Consider the following 22444-nt stretch of genomic DNA (forward strand, 5'->3'; position numbering starts at 1 on the left):
TTACGCGGCGCAGTCGTAGAGGCCGTCCTGGCCGTCCACGGCCTTGCAGTTCTGCTGGACCCAGGTGGTCACCTCGGTGTTGCCCCGGCCCGGACCGCCGCGGTCGCCGCCCGACAGAACGTAGCGGAGTTGCCCGGAGGAGGTGAGCTCTTTGAGGCGATCCACGGTCATGGCGGCGTCGCTGCCGGTGAAGCCGCCCATGGCGAGCACGGGCCTGCCGGTGGATAGGATGGTCGGCGAGGCCTGCATGGCGCTGTTCACCGCGACCAGCCAGGTGGCCTTGCCCTGGTTCGCCAGGAGGTACTTGACCATGGAGTCGCTCATCCCGCCGCCGGGACCGCCGCCCATGAAGCCTGCCCGGCCGGTCCGCCCCGTCCCGTCGCCCGCGTCCTGCCCGGTGGGCAGCTGGCCGTTGGGTGTCTGGCCGCCGGGGAAGTCGCGGCCGGGGAACTGGCCGCCCGGGAACTGACCGCCCCGGAACTGGCCGCCCGCGCCGCCGCCCATCCGGCCGAAGCCCATCTGCCCCGCGTTCGGGCCGGCGGTCGGGTTCGTCCCGTTCACCTGCGACCCCAGCGGCGTGACGGCGTACGCGGCGGGCCCGGCCAGCCCGGCGACCACCGTGGCCGCCAGCGCGAGGGCGGCGATCCTGATCGTCACCTGCGCCCGTACCCTGGCCAGCACCAGCACCACCACGGCCGCCAAGGTCGCCCCGAGCACGACCCAGGCCAGCCACGGCGCCCAGTCGGGCGTGCGGCGCAGCACCACGAACGACCAGCCGCCCGTCAGCGCCACCGCCAGCGGCAGCGCCCAGGCCCAGGTCCGCGAGCGGCGATACTCCTGCCATATGGCCACCCCGCCCAGTCCGCACAGCGCGGCCACGGCGGGCGCCATCGCGGTCGTGTAGTACGGGTGGAAGGTGCCGCTGGAGAAGCTGAACACGACGTAGTGGACGACCAGCCAGCCGCCCCACACCAGCCACGCCGCCCCGGACGGGCCTTCGATCCGGCGCACCCGCATGACCGCGGCGAACGCCAGCGCCACCACGCAGAACGGCAGCAGCCAGGAGATCTGCCCCGCCAGGATGTCGTTGAACAGCCGCCCGGCCCCGGACTCCCCGCCGAAGCCGCCACCACCACCGCCACCACCGGGTCCGCCGCCGGGGCCGCCGCCCTGGCCGAAGATCCGGCCGAGCCCGTTGTAGCCGATCACCAGGTCCCAGACGGAGTTGTCCGTGGAGCCGCCGACGTACGGGCGCGAGTCGCTGGGCCAGAGGTCGACGATCACCATCCACCAGGCGCTCGACACCAGCATGACCAGGCCGGCCGCCAGCAGGTGCCCCACCCGCCTGAGCCACGGCACGCGGGCGCACAGCAGGTACGCCAGCGCGAAGGCCGGCACCACCAGATACGCCTGGAGCATTTTCGCGTTGAAGGCCAGCCCCACGAAGAGCGCGCACACCAGCAGCGACCGCAGGCGCCCGGTACGCAGCGACTCCAGGCAGAACCAGGCCGCCAGCACGAGCAGCAGCACGAGGATCGTGTCGGGGTTGTTGTCCCGGTTGATCGCCACGGTGATCGGAGTGAGCGTCATGACCACGGCCGCGACCAGGGCCGCCGCGTCGGCGTACGTCCTCCCGGAGCAGGCGCGGCGCACGGCCGAGTAGACGAGGCCGACGGCGGCCACCCCGGCCAGGGCCTGCGGGAGCAGCATGCTCCACGTGCCGTAGCCGAAGATCCGCGCGGACAGCCCCATCACCCACAGCGCCAGCGGCGGCTTGTCCACGGTGATGAACGACCCGGCGTCGAGCGCGCCGAAAAAAAACGCCTTCCAGCTCTGCGTGCCGGACAGGACGGCGGCGGCGTAGTACTCGTTGGCGTTGCCGCTCAGCCCCCACGCGTACAGGACGAAAGCGACGGCGAGCACCGCCCACATGGCGGGCCGCGACCAGCGCGGGTCCTCCTCGGCGCCCAGCAGGACGCGTGCGGGCAGGCTGCGGCTCGTGGCGGCCCGGTGCCCGGGCCGCATGGCGGTGGCGGTCATCGTGCCGTCCTCCGCCTGGGGTTGAAGACCCACACACGCAGCAGCAGGAAGCGGACGAGCGTGGCCGCCGCGTTGGCGATGATGACCGCGACCAGCTCCACCCCGTGCGAGACGCCGGCGGGCAGCAGCGCGAGGCTGCCCGAGGTGAGCGCCAGCCCGACGAAGAACGCGATCAGGCCCTCGAACTGGTGCCGCATCGCCCCGACCGAGCCCTTGACGCCGAACGTGAAACGGCGGTTCGCGGCGGTGTTGGCCACGGCCGTGACCAGCAGCGCGACCGCGTTGGCGGCCAGTGGGGAGACGATCTGCCGCAGCAGCGAGAACAGCGCCAGGTACGCCAGCGTGCTCACCACGCCGACGATCGCGAACCTGGGCAGCTGCTTGGCCATCCCCTTCGGCAGCTCGGCCCGCTGGACCCGGGCCGGCACCGGGATGCGGGCCGCCCCCGACAGCGTCTTACGCGCGACCCTGGCCAGGCCGCGCAGGTCGTCGAGCGCGGTCTGGATGATGTCGACCCGGCTGTCCGGATCGTCCACCCAGTCCACGGGCACCTCGTGGATGCGCAGCCCGTGCCGTTCGGCGAGCAGCAGCAGCTCGGTGTCGAAGAACCACTGCTCGTCCTCGACGCCGGGCAGCAGCGCCTGCGCGATCTCCGTACGGACGGCCTTGAACCCGCACTGCGCGTCCGAGAACCCGGCCCCCATCACCGAGCGCAGCAGCAGGTTGTACGAGCGGGAGATGAACTCGCGCTTCGGCCCCCGCTCGACCCGCGATGCCCTGGCCAGGCGGGTGCCGATGGCCAGGTCGCTGTGGCCGGACAGGAGCGGCGCGACCAGCGGGAGGAACGCGTCGAGGTCGGTGGACAGGTCCACGTCCATGTAGCTGACGACGTCGGCCTCGCTCTGCGACCAGACCAGCCGCAGCGCCCGGCCGCGGCCCTTCTCGTCGAGGTGCACGGCCCGCACGTGCGGGAGCTCCTGGGAGAGCTCCGTGGCGATCTGCCAGGTGTTGTCGGTGCTGGCGTTGTCGGCGATCGTGATGCGGAAGCCGTAGGGGAAGTTGCCGGTGAGGTACGTCTGCAGCCGGGTGATGCTCTCGCGGAGCGCCCGCTGCTCGTTGTAGACCGGGACGACCACCTCGACCAGGCGCGTCCTTACTGCTGTTATCTCCATGCAGCCAGCTCACGGGTCGGGTCTTTAACGGGACTTATCCGATTCTGAGTTACGCATGAGAGTTCCGGGAAGGTCCATTGTCGCGATCGCTCCACCACCGGGCGCGTTCGCCAGACGTACCTCTCCCCCGGCCTCCGCGACGGCCTGCGCCACGATCGCCAGGCCCAGCCCGGATCCGGGCAGGCCACGGGCGGACGGGGAGCGCCAGAAGCGCTCGAAGACGTGCGGCAGCTCCTCCTCCGGCAGCCCTGGGCCGTGGTCCCGCACGGACAGCCGGCCGTGCGACAAGGACACCTCGACCTGGCCGCCGGGACTGAACTTTGCGGCGTTGTCGATGAGGTTGAGCACGGCGCGTTCGAGGGAGGTGGCGCTGCCGACGACGTACCAGGGCCTGAGGTCGCTGACCACCTCGGCGCCGCGCAGCCTGGCCCGCTCGACGGCCGCCGTCACGACCTCGTGGAAGGGCAGCTCGACGTGCGGCTCGTGCTCGGTGTCGCCCCTGGCCAGCTGGAGGAGGTCGGCGACGAGCGTGGACAGCTCGGCGAACTGGGCCTTGACGTTGGTGAGCAGGCGTTTCTTGGCCTCGGGGTCGAGGCTGCGGCCCGTCTGCTCGCTGCGGAGGAGGAGGTCGATGTTGGTGCGCAGGGTGGTCAGGGGGGTGCGCAGCTCGTGGCCGGCGTCGGCGACGAGCTGCTTCTGACGCTCGCGGGAGCCGGCCAGGGCGGTGGTCATGGCGTTGAAGGAGGATGAGAGGCGGGCGATCTCGTCGTTGCCTTCGACGGGGATGTGAGTGTCGAGGTCCTCGGTCTGCGCGATGTGCTCGACCGCTTTGGTCAGGCGACCCACGGGACGCAGCGCGGCCCGGGCGATGAGCAAGCCGGCGGTCGCCGCGGCCAGCACGCCCAGCGCGGCCACCGCGCCAAGAAGCAACGCCACCATCTTCAGCGTGTTGCGCAGCTGACCGAGTGGGACGGCATCCATCACAGCCATGCCCGGCCCCACGTTCTCGGTGAGGATGCGCATCTCCGTGCCGTCGTCGGTAACCCCGTTGTGCCAGTGCTTCGCCCCCGGGCTGGCGGCCACCCCTTTGTCCTCCTCGGTGACCACGAGAGCGGCGCTCGTGTAGCACGGAGGACGGTCGTCGGCGAAGATGAGCTGGGTGGTGCCCGGCGGGCCGTAATGGTCCTGGGGGTTCGGGACCGGGCCGCACTCGCGCTGGAGCCACTCCAGCTGCCCGCGTGGACTCTTGCCGGGCGGGTTGCCGAGCTGCCGGTCCACCTGCTCGTACAGCTGGTGCCGGACGATCATGAAGCACGCACCCGCGCTGACCGCCACCGCCAGGGCGACGGCGACCGCGACCAGGAGTGTGAGGCGGGTGCGGAGGCTGCGCCAGATCACGGCGTGGCCCGTAGGACGTACCCCACCCCGCGCACCGTGTGGATCACGCGGGGCTGCCCCCCGGCCTCGGTCTTGCGCCGCAGGTACATGACGTACACGTCGAGCGAGTTGGACGTCGGCTCGAAGTCGAACCCCCACACCTCGCTGAGGATCTGGTCCCTCGTGAGCACCTGACGCGGGTGCGCCAGGAACAGCTCCATCAGCAGGTACTCGGTCCGCGTCAGGTCCAGCCGGCGGTCGGCGCGCGTGACCTCCCTGGTCGCCAGGTCCATGCGCAGGTCGCCGTACGTGAGCGTGTCGGCGCCCTCGGCGGGGCTCGAGCTCAGCGCGCCCCGCCGCAGCAGCGCGCGGACGCGGGCCAGCAGCTCGTCCAGCTCGAACGGCTTGACGAGGTAGTCGTCGGCCCCCGCGTCGAGCCCCGAGACCCGGTCGCCCACCGCGTCGCGGGCGGTGAGCATGAGGACCGGGATGTGGTTGCCCGAGGCGCGCAGGCGCCGGCACGCGGTCAGCCCGTCGAGCCGGGGCATCATGACGTCGAGCAGCACGGCGTCGTAGGTGTCGGCCGCGACCGCGTCCAGCGCCGCCTGCCCGTCGTTGGCCGTGACGACCTTGTAGCCCTCGAACTCCAGGCTCGACTGCAGCGCCTCGCGCAACGCGGGCTCGTCGTCCACCACCAGCAACCGTGCGGGCTCACTCATGCGACAAACGCTAGAGGCTCATCATGAAAACCTGATAAACGCCATCATGCGCGTTCCATGAGATCACCACGCCACAGGCATCGCCTTGAGCCCGAAGATGGGTCCGTCGCTCTTGATCGGCAGCTCCTCGTCCGGCACGGTGACCCGCAGGCCGGGGATGCGCTCGAACAGCGTGCGCAGCGCGATCTCCATCTCGGCCCTGGCCAGGTTCTGGCCGAGGCACTGGTGGACACCGTACCCGAACGCCACGTGGTGGCGGGCCCCGCGCTCGACGTCGAACTCGTCCGGCCGCTCGAACGCCCGCTCGTCCCTGTTGGCGGAGGCGCCGAGCACGAAGATGCCCTCGCCCTCCCTGACGAGCTGTCCGTCGATCTCCTGGTCCTCGACGGCCACCCGGTCGAACGCCACCCAGTCCACGATCGAGTGGTAGCGCAGCAGTTCGTCCACCGCCATGGGCCACTTGTCCGGGTTCTCGCGCAGCGCGGCGAGCTGGGCGGGGTGGCGCAGGAGGGTGAGGGCGGAGAGCGGGATCATGTTCGCGGTGGTCTCGTGGCCCGCGACGAGCAGCAGGAAGGTCACGCCCACGAGCTCGGCATGGGTGAGCTGACCGCTCTCGATCAGCCGCCCGAGCAGGTCGTCCTTGGGCTGCCGCTCCGCCTTGGCGACCAGGGTGTCGAGGTAGTCCCTGAGCGCCATGATCGCGGCGAAGCTCGCGTCGGGGCCGTCGGCGCTGGAGAGCATCTCGCGGGTGCGCGACTGGAAGAACTCGCGGTCGTCGACGGGGACGCCGAGCAGCTGGCAGATGACCAGCGACGGCAGCGCCAGCCCGAACGCCTCCACCAGCTCCGCCTCGTCGCCCTTGGCCAGCATGTCGTCGATGAGCTCGTCCACGGTGCGCTGGATGCCGGGCCGCAGCTCCTTGACACGCCTGACGGTGAACTCGGGGATGAGCAGCCGCCGGAACCGGCCGTGCTCGGGCGGGTCGAGGTCGATGAAGTGTCCGATCGCGAACTCCTTCGCCGCGGCCCGCTCCTCGGGGGTGGGCGGCTCCGGTCTGAACGCCCAGTTGGGGTGACCGGGGGTCGCCGGGTTGGTGCTGATGCCCGTGCCCGACAGGACCTGTTTGGCCGCGGCGTGCCGGGTGACGAGCCAGACGTCCCCGCCGGGGAGCGAGGCCCGTACGAGGGGGGCCTGCTCGCGCATCCGCTCGTACTCGGGCGGGGGCGCGAACGGGCAGGTGCGCTGGACAGGGAAGGTTTCGGCCATAGTCTGCTCCCGTACAAGCCGGATCGCATTGCTTACTTACGCGAAAGTAAGCAATCGCGGGCCGGTCGTCAAGTGATGGGAGCGGGATGGCAGGGCGGCGGACGGACACCAGGGACCGGATCCGGCAGGTGGCGCTGGAGCTGTTCGCCGAGCAGGGGTACGAGCAGACCACGCTGCAGGAGGTGGCCGAGCGGCTGCAGATCACCCGGCCGGCGCTCTACTACCACTTCAGCACCAAAGAGGCGATCCTGGAGAGCGTCGGAGAGCGGCTGGCCGAGTCGATCGACGAGCTGGTGGAGTGGGGGCACGCGCAGCCCAGGACCCCCGAATCGAGGCGGGAGATCCTGCGGCGGATCGGCGAGCTGCTGGAGGGGCAGTGGCGTCCTCTGTTCAAGTTCGCGCAGGTCAACCAGGGTGTGATGCAGGGCCTGCCGGCCGGTGAGCGGATGCAGACCGGGATCGTCAAGATGGTGTCCCTGCTGGAGGATCCGGAGTCCGGCCCGGTGCGGAAGTTCGAGGCCCGGCTGGCGGTGTTCGCGGTGATCCTGGGCAGCGTGCCGTTCCTCTTCGACCTGGACGTGCCGGAGGCGGAGCGGTCGGCCGTGGCCATGGAGGTGGCCACGAGGCTGATCTCGGAGGATTAGCCCAGGAGGCCGGCCCAAGCGGCAGGGGGTCAGCGCTTCAGTACCGACATGGCCGCGTTGTGGCCGGCGATGCCGCTCACGCCGCCGCCCCTGCGGGCGCCGGCGCCGCACATCAGGATGCGCTCGTGCTCGGTCTCCACGCCCCACCGCTCGCCTTCTTCCGCGTACGGCCAGCTCAGGTCGGTGTGGAAGATGTGGCCGCCGGGCAGCCCGGCCTCGTTCTCGAGGTCGACCGGGGTCTTGGCCTCGGCACACAGGGTGCCGTCGGGGGCCCTGAGCAGGCATTCCTCGATGGGCTCGGCGAGGACGGAGTTGATGGAGGCGAAGGTGGCGTCCAGGGCGGCCTTTCTCGCTTTATCCGGATTTTTCCGGAAAAGGCGGGCGGGCATGTGGAGGCCGAACAGCGTCATCGTCTCGGCCCTGCCCCTCAGCCCCGGCCCGAGGATGGACGGGTCGGTCAGCGAATGGCAGTAGACCTCGGCCGGCGGCAGCTCCGGGATCTCCCCGCGCGCCGCCTGCCCGTAGGCCGCGGCGAGCTGGTCGCGGCTCTCGTTGATGTGGAACGTGCCGCTGAAGGCCGCCCGCGGATCCACGGACGCGTCCTTCAGCCGGGGCAGCCTCGTCAGCACCATGTTGACCTTCAGCTGCGCGCCCTCCGGCACCTCCCCGGGCCTGCCCAGCACCCGGTCGAGGACGGCCGGCGGGAGGTTGACCAGCACGTGGCCGCCGTTCACCGTGTGCTCGCCACCCTCGTCCGCGAACGTGACCTCGCCGGACGGCGAGATCCCGACGATCTCGGCCCCGGTCCTGATCTCGGCGCCCGCCCGCCTGGCGGCCGCCTCGAGCGCCCCCGAGACGGCGCCCATGCCGCCGACGGGGACGTTCCACTCGCCGGTGCCGTCGCCGATCACGTGGTAGAGGAAGCACCGGTTGGCGAGCAGGTCGGTGGCGGGGTCGGCGAACGTGCCGATGAGCGCGTCGGTCAGCACCACGCCGCGCACGGTGTCGTCCTCGAACCGCTCCTCCACGGTCCGCCCGATCGGCCGCCGGAACAGGTCCCGCCACGCCTCGGGGCCGACGAGCCGTTCGACCTCGGCGGCGGACGGGAGGGGTTCGAGCAGCGTGGGCGCCAGCGCCTGCGCCACGCGCGCGGTCATGGCGTAGAAGTCCCGCCACGCCTCGTGGTCGGCCTCGCCACCGGTGACGCCCCTGAACGACGCCGCCGTGGCCGCCGCGTCCTCGTTGTCGACGAGCAGGCCGGTGTCGCCCTTGGGCGTGTACGAGGCGTAGCGGCGGCGGCGCAGCTCCAGGTCCAGCCCCAGGTCACGGACGATCGCGGAGGGCAGGAGGCTGACGAGGTAGGAGTAGCGCGACAGCCGTACGTCGACGCCGGGGAAGGCCCGCGTGGAGATCGCCAGGCCGCCCACGTGGTCGTGGCGTTCCAGGACGAGCACGCTGCGTCCCGCTCCGGCCAGGTAGGCGGCCGCCACCAGCCCGTTGTGCCCGCCTCCGGCCACGATCACGTCATACGACCCCATCACCGCACCATACGACCCCACCCACACCATCCGTCAACGCTCACTCTCGGACATTTCTCCCGATCCGCGGGGTCACTGGCGGGCGCCGCACCCCCTGTGTGATCCTCAGGTGGACCGCCACCTGATCAGCCCTGCAAGCTGCTGAGCTCCACGCAAAATCCCGTAAAATACGCTTTTCGCCCTAGTAGGCCAGGACCCACCCAAGGAGCACGAAACTCACCATGCGCAGCACCCCCGACTCCGTTCTGCAGCCGTCCGACGAGGTCGCCGAGGCCCTGGCGAGTGGCGCGCCCGTCGTCGCCCTGGAGTCCACGATCATCTCCCACGGGCTGCCGCAGCCGCGCAACCTGGAGGTGGCGCGCGAGCTGGAGGGGATCGTACGGGCGGCCGGCGCCGTCCCGGCCACGATCGCCGTGCTGGACGGCGTGCCCCGCATCGGCCTCAACGAGGTGGAGCTGGAGCGGATCGCGACCGAGTCCGGCCTGCGCAAGCTGGGACAGCGGGACCTGCCCGTGGCGGCGGCACTGAAGGCCAGCGGCGCCACCACCGTGTCGGCCACGTCGTTCCTCGCCGCCCGCGCCGGCATCCGCGTCTTCGCCACCGGCGGACTCGGCGGCGTGCACCGCGGCTGGACCGAGGACCAGGACGAGTCCGCCGACCTCGACACGCTGGCCCGCACCCGCATCACCGTCGTCTGCGCCGGCGTCAAGTCGATCCTCGACGTGCCGGCGACGCTGCAGCGCCTGGAGACGCGCGGCGTGACCGTGGCGGGCTACCGTACGGACACCTTCCCCGGCTTCTACCTGCACTCCTCCGGCCAGCCGATCGAATGGCGGATCGAGTCGCCCGCCGACGCGGCGGAGATCATGCGGGGCCAGGACGCGCTCGGCGGCCAGGAGACGGCGCTGATCGTCGCCAACCCCGTCCCCGTGGACCAGCAGCTCGACCCCGAGCTCCATGACCGCGTGCTGGCCGAGGCGCTGGCCGCCGCCGAGCGGCACGGCGTCAAGGGGCAGGCGATCACGCCGTTCCTGCTCGGCTACCTGGTGGACGGCACCGGCGGGGCCTCCCTGGAGGCCAACCTGGCCGCCGTGCGCGGCAACGTCGCCCTGGCCTCGCAGATCGCCCGGTCATGGGCGCGCCCGTGACGGACGGGGTGACGGACAGGGTGACGGACGGAGTGACGGACGGAGTGACGGGCAGGGCCCTGCTCGTCATCGGCGACGTGGTCACCGATGTGGTGGCGTTGCATGGTTCGCCGGTCATGTCGGGCACCGACACGGCGGCCGACATCGTCCTGCGCCCCGGCGGCTCCGGCGCGAACACCGCCGCCTGGGCCGCCCGCCTCGGCGCGGACGTGCGCCTGCTGGCCAGGCTCGGCTACGACAGCAGCGAGTGGCACACCACCGAGCTGGCCAAGACGGGGGTCCGGCCGCACGTCTCGGTCGATCCCGACCGCCCCACCGCCGTCGTGATCGCGATGGTGGACCGGAGCGGCGAGCGTACGATGCTCACCAACCGCGGCGCGGGCGGCCTGATCTCCGAGGCCGACTGGGACCCGGCCCTGCTCGACGGCGTCGCCCGGCTCCACCTGTCGGGCTACCTGCTGTTCGCGGAGGGCGGGCTGCGGCTGGCCAGGCTGGCGATGGCCGAGGCCGCCGCCGCCGGGATCGCGATCAGCGTCGACCCGGCCTCCACCGGCCCGCTGCGCGACTTCGGGGTCGAACGTTTCATCCGCGAATCCGCCCCCGCCGGCCTGATCCTCCCGAATCTTGATGAGGCCCTCTTGCTGAGTGGAGCCACGACGGCGGAGCGCGCCGCCGTACTCTTGAGTGAGACATACGGCACAGCGATCGTGAAGCTGGGAGCACGGGGCGCGCTGGCCGCCGTGGACGGCGAGGTCGTCGCGGCGGCGGCAGGTGTGTCCACCGAGGTCGTGGACTCGACGGGAGCGGGTGACGCGTTCGCCGCCGGGTACCTCACCGGGGTTCTGCAGGGTGTCGGCGAGGAGGCGGCTTTGGAGGCGGGTTGCCGTGCTGGTGCCGCATGTGTGGCCCAGGTGGGCGGTCGGCCACGGTACGGTTTGGATCTGAACCGTCTTTACCCTATTCACACTGATTGATAGCTTGCCGCGTAAGCTACACCATTAGCCACACGCGTTTCGGTCAGCACCACGCGGCTCACTGGGGAGGATAAGGTCCGCCGATGGAAGTCGAGTCATCGATCTGCCTGAGCGACCTAGTCCCTGCTCTGCGCTGGAGCCGCCCGCAGCAGGTGGCCGAAGCACTGGCCGATCCGCGGCTGCCGGCGGGATGGTGGCACTCCCTCGCGCTGTCGAGGGCGCTCGGCACGGCGGGGCTCGACTGGATCTGCGAGCGGCTGGCGCGCCTGGCCTCCTCTCGCTGGGACCATCTGCCGCTGGCCGACCTGCTGCCCGCGCTGACCGTCCACCACATCGATCCGGCGCTGCCGGGCTGGCCCGAGGACACCCGTACGGCGATCACCGGGCTCGGCGGCTGGCAGCGGCTGCGCCGCCTGTCCCCCAGCGACCTGGGCACGCCGTCGGCCACGCCCGAAGTGGTGATCGGCTCCGTCTTCCGCGAGATCCTCGGCCGCATCCCGGCCCAGCGTGCGGCCCCCGCGGCCGATCACCCCGAGGTCACCCGGCCGCTCGTCCGGGGCACGGGCTCCTTCCCCGTCCAGGCCGATCCGGTGCCCCAGACCGGCATGTTCGCCGCCCAGAGCGGCGCCGCCGCCGAGCAGCGCCCCGACGCCGCGCCGCAGCGCCCGGCCGCCGCCGCGGACCGGCGCCAGACGGGCTCGTTCCCGGCCCAGCAGCCCTCGGGCACCGGCCCCCAGGCCGCCCAGGGGCCGGACAGCGGCCGCCAGACCGGCTCCTTCCCCTCGATATCCGACCGCCCGGGCGGTCCCTCCCAGGACCGCCAGGTCGCCCCCTCGCAAGACCGCCAGACCGGCCCGTCCCAGGACCGCCAGACCGGCTCCTTCCCGGCTCAGCCGGCGCCGGACGCCGGTGGTCCGGCGCGGCAGACGGGGTCGTTCCCCGCGCAGACCGGCTCGTTCTCCGCGCAGCCGCAGAGCGGCTCGTTCCCGGCGCAGGGGTTCGCCGGCGAGGGCCGCCCGGCCCCCGGCCAGCCTGGCCAGGCCGACCGCGCCCCGCAGCGCCCCGCGAGCCCCCAGGCCGATGCCCAGCCCGGCGCCCGCCAGGACAACAGCTCCGCCCCCGGCGGTCCCAGCACTGGCTCGATGCCCGCAGTCCCGGGCGGTCCCAGCACCGGGTCCATGCCCGCGATCCCGGGCGGTCCCAGCACTGGCTCGATGCCCGCGGTCCCCGGCGGTCCCAGCACGGGATCCATGCCCGCCGTCCCCGGCGCGCCGGGCGCCTCCAAGAGCAACGGCACCCCGAGCTACGCCGCGCCCGTTCCCACCGCTCCGCCGGCCCCCAGCAGCCCCGTGCCGACCGACGCCGACCACGCGATGGTGCGGGTCGTGGACAACCTGTTCCGCAGCCTGGACAAACTGGAGCTGGCGGTGGCCGTGCACCGGCTGTTCGCCGAGGACCCGGTCAGCCTGCGGACGCTCGCCCACAAGATGCTGGTCGACCGGGACGCCCTCTCCCAGGCCCAGCGCACGGCCGAGGAGCGCGTCCTGCACTGGCTGCGCTCCTCGGAGTCCGCGCCGGTCACGGGCCACATGTTCCGCCTGACCGAATGGCTCGGCGCGGCGGCCACCGAGGACCAGCTGATCGGCGCCGACCCGGCCCACCCCGTGACGGTCCCCTCGCTGCGCACCCCGCTCTGGCGCGTGCTGGTGACGCTCATGCCCGACCGCCGCTTCCAGGACGGCTGGCTGGTCGTGGGCGACCTGCACCGCCTGCAGGACCGTACGAGGCAGCTGCTGGCCTCGAGCCCGCCCGACGCGGACGTCGTGGAGCTGATGGGCGAGCTGGGCATCCGCGCCCACTCCGCCAAGGCCTGGTACGACGCCCTGCCCCAGGAGACGAGCGGCGACCCGGTGGCCGAGGCCCCGTCGCCCGCCCAGCCCCTGCCCCGCCGCACTCCGGGCGCCAACGGCCACCACCACCGGGGCGGCCAGCCCATCCCGCCGACCCCGGCGAACTCGATCGACCCGTCCGCGGCCCTGGCGACGCTCTCGGCGCTGTCGGGCGGCCGTTCGCCGATGCTGGCAGGCTCTCCCCCGACGCCGCCTCCGCCGCTGCCGGGCCCGTCCTCGGACCCGCGCCGCTGGCAGCGCATCGAGGTGACCCCGGAGCACCTCAGGGGCGGCCCCGTGCCGGTGCCGGAGGGCTACGCGGCCCAGCTCGGCATGCGCCCCGGCACCCTGCTGTCGGTGACCGGGCCCGGGGACAACGCCATCGTCCTGGTCTGGCAGGGCCACCAGCCGGTCTTCGACTCCCTCCAGCCGGTGCTGATGCGCCTGAACGCGCGCCCCGGCGACCAGGTCTACGTCACGGTGGACGGCTACCGTCTGGAAGCCCAGCTGACGGGCTGAGCACTCGCCCTGCCGTTCAAAGGGGCGCGTCGAACAGCCGCAGCCGGTAGGCGGTGGCGGCGGCCTCGCCCCGGGTGGCGACGCCCAGCTTGGCCAGGATGTTGGAGACGTGCACGCTCACGGTCTTCGCCGAGATGAACAGCGCCTCGGCGATCTCCCGGTTGCTCCGCCCGTTAGCCACCTCCCGCAGCACCTCCAGCTCGCGAGCCGTCAGCCCCAGCGGAAGCCCGTCGGCCGCCTCCTCGGCGCCCCCGATCCTGGCCCGCCGCCCGAAGGCGTCGAGCTGCTCCAGCAGCGGCGTCGCGCCCAGCCGGGCGGCCAGCTCCCGCGCGCGGCCCAGCCGCTCCGCGGCCTCCTGCCGGTCGCCGTCCGCCAGCGCCGCCTGCGCCGCGCCCACCAGGCACCGCGCCTCGGCGTACGGCTGCCGCAGCGCCGCCCACGCCCCCGCCGCCCGGTCCCAGGCCTCGAACCGCCACGCGGGCGGCTCGGCGCCGCCGTCGTCCGGCTCGGGACCCGTCAGCGCCGTGAAGGTGAGGTGCTGCGCCCGCTGGAGGTCGCCGTCGGCCTCGAGCTCCCGCCCCAGCGCCCGCAGCCGCGTCAGGAGGGCCGCGCCGAGCTGCGCCACCGGCGTGCCCACCCCGGACCCTTGCTGCGGCACCACGGAGCCGAGCAGGTCGGCGATGGTCACCAGCACCGGCCAGGCGTAGCGCGGGGTCTCCACGAGATCGCGCTCCTCCAGGGCCTTCGCGGCCACCTCCACCGCGGCCTCGAGCTCCCCGCGCGCGTGCAGCAGCCGCACCTCCCTGCACAGGTGCGGCAGGACCGTCTGGTCGCGGTAGGTCCCGCGCGACAGCACGCTCCGCGACGACCCCAGCAGCCGCTCGGCCCGGTCGAACTCCCCGCGCGCCAGCGCGATGTCCGTGGCGAACCCCTGCAGGCTGGCCTGGTAGGGAGCCGGCGGCGCGAGGTCGAGCGCGTGCTCGACCACCTCCAGCGCCTCGTCCCACTGCCCCAGTGACACCAGCGGCTCGGCCAGGTTGATCGACAGGAACGCGCCGGACGTGCGGGCCAGCCCGTACTGGCGGGCCTCCTCGATGCCGTCGCGGGCCACCTGCGCGGCCCGCTCGTGGCGGCCCGCCCCCTCCAGCGCGTCGGACTCGGAGATCGCGCAGCGCATCAGCGCGTTGTACGCCTCGTCGCCGCCGGCGAGCCTGCGCGCCTCCGCGAACGCCTCCAGCTGCGCCTCGATCTCGGAGAAGCCGAATCGCGCCCAGGTGAGGTCGATCAGCGCGTGCGCCTCCACCTTGCGGTCGCCCAGCTCGTGGCCGATCTTCATGGCCAGCCGGCTCGTGGCGAGCCGCTCCGCCCAGACCTCCCGCCCGTGAAGCATGCGGGACAGGGTCTCCAGGACCTGGGCGTGGAGCTTGGTCGGCCGGTCGGAGGCGACCAGCGCGGCCGCCTCGCGCAGGTCGTCGACGAAGCCGGAGCGGCCCAGGTCGTAGCGGGTCAGGCCGCGCTGGCGCAGCAGCTTGGCCGCCCTGATCGGGTCGGCTTCGTGGTCGATCTCGGCGAGGGCGGCGCCGGCCAGGGCGATGGAGCGTTCGTACTCCCCGGCGAGGTGCGCGACCGTGGCCGTGTTCCTGAGCACGTCGATGCGGTCGCAGCCGATGCGCTCGGACGCGTCGGGCACCTGGTCCCACAGCTCCAGCACCCTGGACAGCATCCTGAGCTGCTCGTCATAGGCGGTGGACCTGCGGGCGACGCCCGCCGCCTGCCAGGCGCTGACCAGCGCCCAGGTGGCGTCGTGGGCGGAGTGCCAGTGGTGGGCCAGCTCGATCGCGCCGCGCGGGGCGGGCAGGATCGACAGGTCGCGCTCCAGCGCCTCGGCGAAGCGGGTGTGCAGGCGGGTGTGCTCGCCGGGCAGCAGGTCGTCGTGGAGCGCCTCGCGGATCAGCGCGTGCCGGAAGCAGTAGCCCTCGCCGTCGACGGTCAGCACGTTTCCCGCCACGGCGGGCCGCAGCGCGCTGGAGAGCGCGTTCTCGTCGAGCCCGGCGACGGCGGAGAGCAGGTCGTGCTCGATGCGCTGCCCGCCGGCGCTGGCCACGCGCAGCAGCTCCTGCGTCTCCGCGGGCAGCCGCTCGACGCTGGCCAGCAGCAGGTCGCGCAGCGACTCCGGCAGCGCGACGCCGCCTCCGTCGCTGAGCAGCGCCTCCACGAACAGCGGGTTTCCCTCGCTGCGCGCGTAGATCAGGTCCATGTCGGCGGGGGACGGCTCCCGCTCCAGGATGCCGGCCGCCTGCGCGACGGCCTCCTTGCGGGTGAGCCTGCGCAGCTCGACCCTGCGCACCCGCTCGACCCGGCCCAGCTCGGCGAGGAGCGGGCGCAGGGGGTGGGTGCGGTGCAGCTCGTCGGTGCGGTACGTGACCACGATCAGCAGGCCCGCCGCGGTCGGCTGGTAGCGGACCAGGAACGACAGCAGGTCGCGGGTGGACCGGTCGGCCCAGTGGGCGTCCTCGACGATCAGCAGCACGGGACGCTCTTCGGCCAGCCGCTCCAGCAGCCCCAGCACCTGCTCGAACAGCCGCGCCCTGGCCTCGGGCCCGTCTCCGTCCGGCTCCCCGAACTCGGGCAGCAGCCGCGCCAGCCCGCGCGTGGTGCCGCCGGGCACGAGCGCCGCCACCCCGTCGCGGCCCAGCTCGCGCACGAGCCCGCGCAGCACGGCGGTGAACGGCGCGAACGGCAGGCCCTCGGTGCCCAGCTCCAGGCACCCGCCGACGAGCACCAGCGCGTCGTCGGCCCGATCGGTGAACTCCTTGATCAGCCGGGTCTTGCCGACCCCGGCCTCGCCGCCGACGAGCACGGCGGACGACGCCCCGGCACGCGCCCCGACCAGCGCGTCGCCGAGAGCGGCGAGCTCACGGGCGCGCCCGACGAAGCGGGGACTGACGGCATGGATACTCACGCCCTAAGAATGCCATCAGATCACGACAGAATTCCCGGCCGGCCGGGCTAGCGCAGGACCTTGCGGAAGAACGTGGCAGAGGCCTCGTAGCCCAGCGCGTGGTAGAACTCGGGCGCGCGCCGCGTGGCCATCGCCACGTAGCCCGCCTCCCGCGTGCGCGCCCACCGCTCGAACTCCTCCAGCAGGGCCCGGCCGATCCCCTGCCGGCGCGCCCCGGAGCCGACCATGGCCTCCTCGACCCAGGCCACCGGCCCGTTGGCGAACAGGGTCAGATGCACGTACCCCAGCAGGTAGCCCTGCACGCGCCCGCCCACGACGGCCGCGAGCAGCAGGGCGTCCTCGTTCGCCAGCAGCTCGGGCAGGGCGGCGTCGAAGGCCCCGCGCTCCGGTCTGAACGTCAGACCGAACTCGCGCGCCAGCGCGAACACCTCGTCCGCGTCCGCCTTCTCCGCCCTCCTGATGAGAAGATCGTCAGCCGTCATGACTGACGACACTAGATCGTCCGAGGTCGCGGACGCAAACTCCCTCGATTCGCCCCGCCGAAAACGTTCGGCCGGAAACGGTCAGAGGTCGCCCAGGCCGAGCTGCCGGGCGATGAGCATGCGCTGGACCTCGCTCGTGCCCTCACCGATCTCCAGCACCTTGGCGTCGCGGTAGAAGCGCCCCACGGGGAACTCGTTCATGAACCCGTACCCGCCGAACACCTGCGTGGCGTCCCGCGCGTTGTCCATGGCCGCGTTCGACGAGACCAGCTTGGCGATCGCGGCCTCCTTCTTGAACGGCGCCCCGGCCAGCATCTTCTCGGCCGCGTGGTAGTAGGCCAGGCGGGCGGTGTGGGCGCGGGCCTCCATGTCGGCGATCTTGAACTGGATGGCCTGGTAGTGGCCGATCGGGTGGCCGAACGCCTTCCGGTCCCTGACGTACTTGAGGCTTTCGTCCACGCACCCCTGGGCCAGCCCCACGCTGAGCGCGGCGATCGCGATGCGGCCCTCGTCGAGGGTCTGCAGGAACTGGGCGTAGCCGCGGCCGCGCTCGCCCAGCAGGTTCGCGGCGGGGACGCGGCAGTCGCTGAAGGACAGCTCGCGGGTGTCGGAGGCGTTCCAGCCGACCTTGGAGTACTTCTTCGACACCGTGAATCCGGGCGTGCCGCTCGGCACGAGGATCGTGGAGATCTCCCGCTCGCCGGTGATCGCGGCCACGCCGACGACGGCCGTGATGTCGGTGCCGGAGTTCGTGATGAAGGCCTTCGTCCCGTTGATCACCCATTCGGGCCCGTCCAGCACGGCGGTGGTGCGCATCCCGCCCGGCACGTCGGACCCGCCGCCCGGCTCCGTCAGGCCGAACGCGCCCAGGGCCGAGCCCGAGGTCAGCTTGGGCAGCCAGTGCTCGCGCTGCTCGGCGTCGCCGAACCGGTAGATCGGCATCGCGCCCAGCGACACCGCGGCCTCCAGGGTGATCGCCACGCTGGAGTCGACGCGGGCCAGCTCCTCCAGCGCCACGCACAGGGCGAAGTAGTCGCCGCCCATGCCGCCGTACTCCTCCGGGAACGGCAGCCCGAACAGCCCCATGGCGCCCATCTGCCGCACGATGTCGTACGGGAACTCCTCCCGTTCGTAGTAGTCGCCGATCACCGGCGCGACCACCTCGCGGGCGAACGACTCGACGGTCTTGCGCAGCTCTTCGTACTCGTCCTTGAGCATGGTCAGCCTTTCGACAGCGCCTGTACGACGCGGGAGGGGCTGGGCCGGCCGAGCAGCTCCGCCAGCCAGGTGCTGGTGGACACGAGCTTGCCCAGGTCGAGCCCGGTCTCGATGCCGAGCCCCCGCAACATCCAGACCAGGTCTTCGGTCGCGAGGTTGCCGGTGGCGGACTCGGCGTAGGGGCAGCCGCCGATGCCGCCCGTGGAGGCGTCGATCGTGGTCACGCCCGCTCTCAACGCGGCCAGGGTGTTGCCGAGGGCCTGGCCGTAGGTGTCATGGAAGTGCACGGCGAGCCGCTCGGGGCGGCGGAACGCCTTGATCAGCGCGGTCACGTGGCCGGGCGTGCCGACCCCGATGGTGTCGCCGAGCGACAGCTCGTAGCAGCCGAGCCCGAGCAGCCGCTCCCCGACCGAGACGACCTGGGCGATCGGCGTCGGCCCCTCCCAGGGGTCGCCGAAGCACATCGACACATACGCGCGCACCCGCACGCCGTTGTCCAGCGCCCTGGCCACGACCGGCTCGAACATCTCGAACTGGCTCTCCAGGCTGCGGTTGAGGTTCTTGGCGGCGAACGTCTCGGTGGCGCTGGCGAAGATGGCGATCTCGTCCACGCCGCGTTCCAGGGCCCGGTCGAGGCCGCGCAGGTTGGGGACGAGGACCGGGTAGCGCACGCCCGGCTTCCTGCGCAGCCGGGCCAGCAGCTCGTCGGCGTCGGCGAGCTGCGGCACCCACTTCGGGTGCACGAAGCTGGTGGCCTCGATCACCTTGTGCCCGGCGTCCGCGAGGCGGTCGATGAACTCGGCCTTCACCTCGACGGGCACGATCGAGGACTCGTTCTGCAGGCCGTCGCGCGGGCCGACCTCGTAGATCGTGACCTGCTGCGGCAGCCCTTCCATGGGGTACGGCATCAGCCCTCCTCCCTCACCACGGCGAGAACCGCGTCCATGTCGACCGGCTGGCCCGCCTGGACCGCCAGCTCGGAGACCACGCCGTCGCGCGGGGCGGTGACGGTGTGCTCCATCTTCATGGCCTCGACGATCACCAGCGGCTGGCCTTCGGTGACCCGGTCGCCGGCCTGGGCCTTGACCACCAGGACGGTGCCGGGCATGGGGCTCCTGACGACGCCGTCGCCCGTGGCCGCCGCGCCGGGCCGGTCGCCGGGGTCGCCGATGAGGTGCCGGGTGAGCGCCCACGCCGCGCCGTCCGTGCCGAGCCAGAGCGTGTCGGAATGGCGTACGCGCAGGTAGTGCTCGGTACGGGCGCCGATCGTGACGGTCAGCTCCCCGTCGCCGAGCCGGATGCGCGCAGGCACGATCTCATCGTTTATCCGGACTTCGGCGGATTCTTCGGGCAGGCCGCGGACCTGGACCGCGTGCACCCCGTCCCTCGACTCCAGCCGCCACGTCGTCCAGGCCCGCTCGCCCACCCGCCAGCCGTCCGTGACCTCCCACGGGTCGTCGCCCCCGGGCAGAGCGTGGAAGGCGAGCGCCGCCGCCACGAGCACCTCGGCGGGCACGTCCGCGGACGGGAGCAGCTCGGGGAGCACGCGCTCGACCAGCCCGGTGTCCAGCTCGCCCGCCTTGACGGCCGGATGTCCGGCGAGGGCCCGCAGGAACGGGATGTTGGTGACCACGCCGAGGACGGCCGTGCGGGCCAGGGCTCGGTCGAGCGTCCTGAGCGCCGAGGCCCGGTCCGGCGCCCAGGCGACGACCTTGGAGAGCATCGGGTCGAACTCGCTGCCGACGACGCCGCCCTCGACCAGCCCGGAGTCCACCCGTACGACGGGCGCGGGGCCGCCCGGGACGCCGCCGTCCGGCTCGCGCAACGCCAGCACGCGGCCGCCCGTCGGCAGGAAGCCGCGGGCCGGGTCCTCGGCGTAGACGCGGGCCTCGACGGCGTGCCCGTCGATCCGCACGTCGCCCTGCCCGAACGGCAGCGGCTCCCCCGCCGCGACCCGCAGCTGCAGCTCGACCAGGTCGAGCCCGGTCACCAGCTCGGTGACGGGGTGCTCCACCTGCAGACGGGTGTTCATCTCCATGAAGTGGTAGGAGCCGGTGGTCCCGTCCACGATGAACTCGACCGTGCCCGCCCCCACATAGCCCACCGAGCGCGCGGCCTCCACCGCGGCCGAGCCCATGCGGGCACGGGTCTCGGGGCCGACGAAGGGCGAGGGCGCCTCCTCGATGATCTTCTGGTGCCTGCGCTGCAGGCTGCACTCGCGCTCGCCCAGGTGCACGACGTTGCCGTGGGTGTCGGCCAGGACCTGCAGCTCGATGTGGCGCGGGCTCTCGACGTACCGCTCGATGAGCAGGGTCGCGTCGCCGAATGCCGCCCGCGCCGTGCGCCGGGCCGACTCCAGGGCGTCGGGCAGCTCGGCGGCCGACCGTACGAGCACCATGCCCTTGCCGCCGCCGCCCGCGGAGGGCTTGATCAGCGCGGGGAAGTCGCGCCAGGTCTCCAGCGAGTCGCCGGGCTCGGCCCCGCCGGGCACGACGGGCACCCCGGCCGCCGACACCGTGGCCTTGGCGCGGATCTTGTCGCCCATGGCGTCGATGGCCTCGGGCGGCGGGCCGACGAACACCAGCCCGGCCTGCGCGCACCGCCGCGCGAACGCGGCGTTCTCGGCGAGGAACCCGTATCCGGGGTGGACGGCCTGTGCCCCGGACGCCAGCGCCGCCCCGACAATTGCCTCAATATCCAGATATTTCGGCACTTGGTGGGAGAGGTCGGCCTCCAGCACGTGCCGGGCTCCGGCGTCCGACGCCGTGTGCACGGCCACCGACGTGATGCCGAGCCGGCGCAGCGTGCGGATGACCCGTACGGCGATCTCGCCCCTGTTGGCGATCAGAACACGGTCGAACAACATGCGTCACATCCGGAAGACGCCGTAACCGGCGGGCTCGAGCGGGGCGTTGGCCGCCGCGGACAGCGCCAGGCCGAGGACGGTGCGGGTGTCGAGCGGGTCGATCACGCCGTCGTCCCACAGCCTGGCCGTGGAGTAGTACGGGTTGCCCTGGTGCTCGTACTGGGCCCTGATCGCGTCGGCGTCGGCCGTGCCGACCGTGGTGAGCACGTTCGCGGCCTGCTCGCCGCCCATGACCGAGATGCGGGCGTTCGGCCACATCCACAGGAACCTGGGCGAGTACGCCCGCCCGGCCATCGCGTAGTTCCCCGCCCCGAAGGACCCGCCGATCACGACGGTGAACTTGGGCACCCGCGCGCACGACACGGCGGTGACCATCTTGGCGCCGTGCTTGGCGATGCCGCCCGCCTCGTAGGCCTTGCCGACCATGAAGCCGCTGATGTTCTGCAGGAAGACGAGCGGGATCCGGCGCTGGTCGCACAGCTCGATGAAGTGGGCGCCCTTCATGGCGGACTCGCTGAACAGGATGCCGTTGTTGGCCACGATCCCCACCGGATGGCCGTGGAGGTGGGCGAACCCGGTCACGAGGGTCGAGCCGTACTCGGCCTTGAACTCCAGGAAGCGCGACCCGTCCACGATCCTGGCGATCACCTCGTGCACGTCGTACGGCTGGCGCGTGTCGGCGGGCACGATCCCGTACAGGTCGCGCGGGTCGTGCCGGGGCGGCTCGGGCGCGATCGTGTCCCAGGGCCGCGCGGCCGAGCTCCGGCGCGGGGCCAGGGTGGAGACGATGTCGCGGACGATGGCCAGCGCGTGCGCGTCGTCCTCGGCCAGGTGGTCGGTGACGCCGCTGACCCGCGCGTGCAGGTCGCCGCCGCCCAGTTCCTCGGCCGTGACCTCCTCGCCGGTGGCCGCCTTCACCAGCGGCGGGCCGCCCAGGAAGATCGTGCCCTGGCCGCGCACGATGACGGCCTCGTCGCTCATCGCGGGCACGTACGCGCCGCCCGCCGTGCACGAGCCGAGCACGGCGGCGATCTGCGGGATGCCGCGGGCGGACATGGTGGCCTGGTTGTAGAAGATGCGGCCGAAGTGCTCGCGGTCGGGGAACACCTCGTCCTGCTTGGGCAGGAACGCGCCGCCCGAGTCGACGAGGTAGACGCACGGCAGGTGGTTGTGCAGGGCCACCTCCTGCGCGCGCAGGTGCTTCTTGACCGTGATCGGGTAGTACGTGCCGCCCTTCACGGTCGCGTCGTTGGCGACGATCACGCACTCGCGGCCGGAGACCCGGCCGACCCCGGTGATGATCCCCGCGGCGGGCGCCTGGTCGTCGTAGAGGCCGTTCGCGGCCAGCGGCGACAGCTCCAGGAAGCGGGAGCCGGGGTCGAGCAGGCCGTCGACGCGGTCGCGCGGCAGCAGCTTGCCGCGCTCGACGTGGCGCAGGCGCGAGCGCTCGGGGCCGCCCCGGGCGGCGACCTCCAGCCGCTCCAGCAGCTCGGCGGCGAGCCGCTCGTTGAGCTCGACGTTGCGCTTGAACGCCTCGCCGCCGGGATCGGCGGACGACTTCAGCACCGGCCACTCGCTCATGACGCCCCTCTCATAGCACGAGATGTTAGTCATCATTAACGTAGTCGTC

Annotated in this window: 16 protein-coding genes; 4 read left to right on the plus strand and 12 right to left on the minus strand. The window is 72.6% G+C overall.

The window, feature by feature from the left end; all coding sequences use genetic code 11:
* The 5 genes from ACWEPL_RS00480 to ACWEPL_RS00500 all read right to left on the minus strand — a co-directional run bounded on the left by ACWEPL_RS00480 (nt 1) and on the right by ACWEPL_RS00500 (nt 6574).
* On the minus strand, nt 1-2040 hold the full coding sequence (locus ACWEPL_RS00480; RefSeq protein WP_452434462.1) for an ArnT family glycosyltransferase: 2040 nt from the start codon (nt 2038-2040) through the stop codon (nt 1-3).
* Nucleotides 2037-3212 (minus strand): bifunctional glycosyltransferase family 2/GtrA family protein, encoded by a 1176-nt coding sequence (locus ACWEPL_RS00485; RefSeq protein WP_363965425.1) that lies wholly within the window; start codon nt 3210-3212, stop codon nt 2037-2039. The genes ACWEPL_RS00480 and ACWEPL_RS00485 overlap by 4 nt, the downstream gene beginning before the upstream one ends.
* A 24-nt stretch (nt 3213-3236) precedes the next feature.
* Nucleotides 3237-4610 carry a HAMP domain-containing sensor histidine kinase gene (locus ACWEPL_RS00490; RefSeq protein ID WP_355194896.1) on the minus strand — a complete coding sequence of 458 codons (1374 nt, stop codon included), beginning with the start codon at nt 4608-4610 and terminating at the stop codon, nt 3237-3239.
* The gene (locus tag ACWEPL_RS00495; RefSeq protein WP_350722270.1) at nt 4607-5308 is read right to left on the minus strand and encodes a response regulator transcription factor; all 702 of its coding nucleotides are present in this window, start codon (nt 5306-5308) and stop codon (nt 4607-4609) included. Before ACWEPL_RS00495 ends, ACWEPL_RS00490 begins: the two co-directional genes overlap by 4 nt.
* Before the next feature lie 63 nt (nt 5309-5371).
* On the minus strand, nt 5372-6574 hold the full coding sequence (locus ACWEPL_RS00500; protein WP_363965428.1) for a cytochrome P450: 1203 nt from the start codon (nt 6572-6574) through the stop codon (nt 5372-5374).
* 86 nt (nt 6575-6660) lie between these two features.
* On the opposite strand from ACWEPL_RS00500, the gene ACWEPL_RS00505 reads away from it, so the two are divergent.
* Nucleotides 6661-7218, plus strand: a complete 558-nt coding sequence (locus ACWEPL_RS00505; protein WP_452434465.1) for a TetR/AcrR family transcriptional regulator — start codon at nt 6661-6663, stop codon at nt 7216-7218.
* 29 nt (nt 7219-7247) lie between these two features.
* On the opposite strand, the gene ACWEPL_RS00510 is transcribed toward ACWEPL_RS00505, so the two are convergent.
* Nucleotides 7248-8756, minus strand: coding sequence for a phytoene desaturase family protein (locus ACWEPL_RS00510; protein WP_452434467.1), 1509 nt, complete (start codon nt 8754-8756; stop codon nt 7248-7250).
* 221 nt (nt 8757-8977) lie between these two features.
* Between ACWEPL_RS00510 and ACWEPL_RS00515 the strand changes: the two genes are divergently transcribed.
* The 3 genes from ACWEPL_RS00515 to ACWEPL_RS00525 all read left to right on the plus strand — a co-directional run bounded on the left by ACWEPL_RS00515 (nt 8978) and on the right by ACWEPL_RS00525 (nt 13286).
* The gene (locus ACWEPL_RS00515) at nt 8978-9904 is read left to right on the plus strand and encodes a pseudouridine-5'-phosphate glycosidase (RefSeq protein WP_452434469.1); all 927 of its coding nucleotides are present in this window, start codon (nt 8978-8980) and stop codon (nt 9902-9904) included.
* Entirely contained in the window at nt 9889-10878 is a 990-nt protein-coding gene (locus tag ACWEPL_RS00520) for a carbohydrate kinase family protein (protein WP_452434471.1), read from the plus strand. The genes ACWEPL_RS00515 and ACWEPL_RS00520 overlap by 16 nt, the downstream gene beginning before the upstream one ends.
* An 83-nt stretch (nt 10879-10961) precedes the next feature.
* Nucleotides 10962-13286 carry a hypothetical protein gene (locus ACWEPL_RS00525; protein ID WP_452434473.1) on the plus strand — a complete coding sequence of 775 codons (2325 nt, stop codon included), beginning with the start codon at nt 10962-10964 and terminating at the stop codon, nt 13284-13286.
* Between the two features lie 16 nt (nt 13287-13302).
* On the opposite strand, the gene ACWEPL_RS00530 is transcribed toward ACWEPL_RS00525, so the two are convergent.
* From ACWEPL_RS00530 to ACWEPL_RS00555, 6 genes are all read right to left on the minus strand, one after another.
* Nucleotides 13303-16248, minus strand: coding sequence for a helix-turn-helix transcriptional regulator (locus ACWEPL_RS00530; protein ID WP_452434475.1), 2946 nt, complete (start codon nt 16246-16248; stop codon nt 13303-13305).
* Nucleotides 16249-16295: 47 nt separating this feature from the next.
* Entirely contained in the window at nt 16296-16730 is a 435-nt protein-coding gene (locus ACWEPL_RS00535) for a GNAT family N-acetyltransferase (protein WP_452434476.1), read from the minus strand.
* A gap of 81 nt (nt 16731-16811) precedes the next feature.
* Nucleotides 16812-17948 carry an acyl-CoA dehydrogenase family protein gene (locus tag ACWEPL_RS00540; RefSeq protein ID WP_355194881.1) on the minus strand — a complete coding sequence of 379 codons (1137 nt, stop codon included), beginning with the start codon at nt 17946-17948 and terminating at the stop codon, nt 16812-16814.
* A 2-nt stretch (nt 17949-17950) separates the two neighbouring features.
* Complete coding sequence (locus tag ACWEPL_RS00545; RefSeq protein ID WP_357731565.1) at nt 17951-18856, minus strand: hydroxymethylglutaryl-CoA lyase; 906 nt, start codon at nt 18854-18856, stop codon at nt 17951-17953.
* Complete coding sequence (locus ACWEPL_RS00550; RefSeq protein ID WP_452434479.1) at nt 18856-20814, minus strand: acetyl/propionyl/methylcrotonyl-CoA carboxylase subunit alpha; 1959 nt, start codon at nt 20812-20814, stop codon at nt 18856-18858. The genes ACWEPL_RS00545 and ACWEPL_RS00550 overlap by 1 nt, the downstream gene beginning before the upstream one ends.
* Before the next feature lie 3 nt (nt 20815-20817).
* On the minus strand, nt 20818-22395 hold the full coding sequence (locus ACWEPL_RS00555) for a carboxyl transferase domain-containing protein (protein WP_452434481.1): 1578 nt from the start codon (nt 22393-22395) through the stop codon (nt 20818-20820).
* Between the last annotated feature and the right edge of the window lie 49 nt (nt 22396-22444).

The sequence above is a fragment of the Nonomuraea sp. NPDC004186 genome (genome assembly GCF_053603495.1).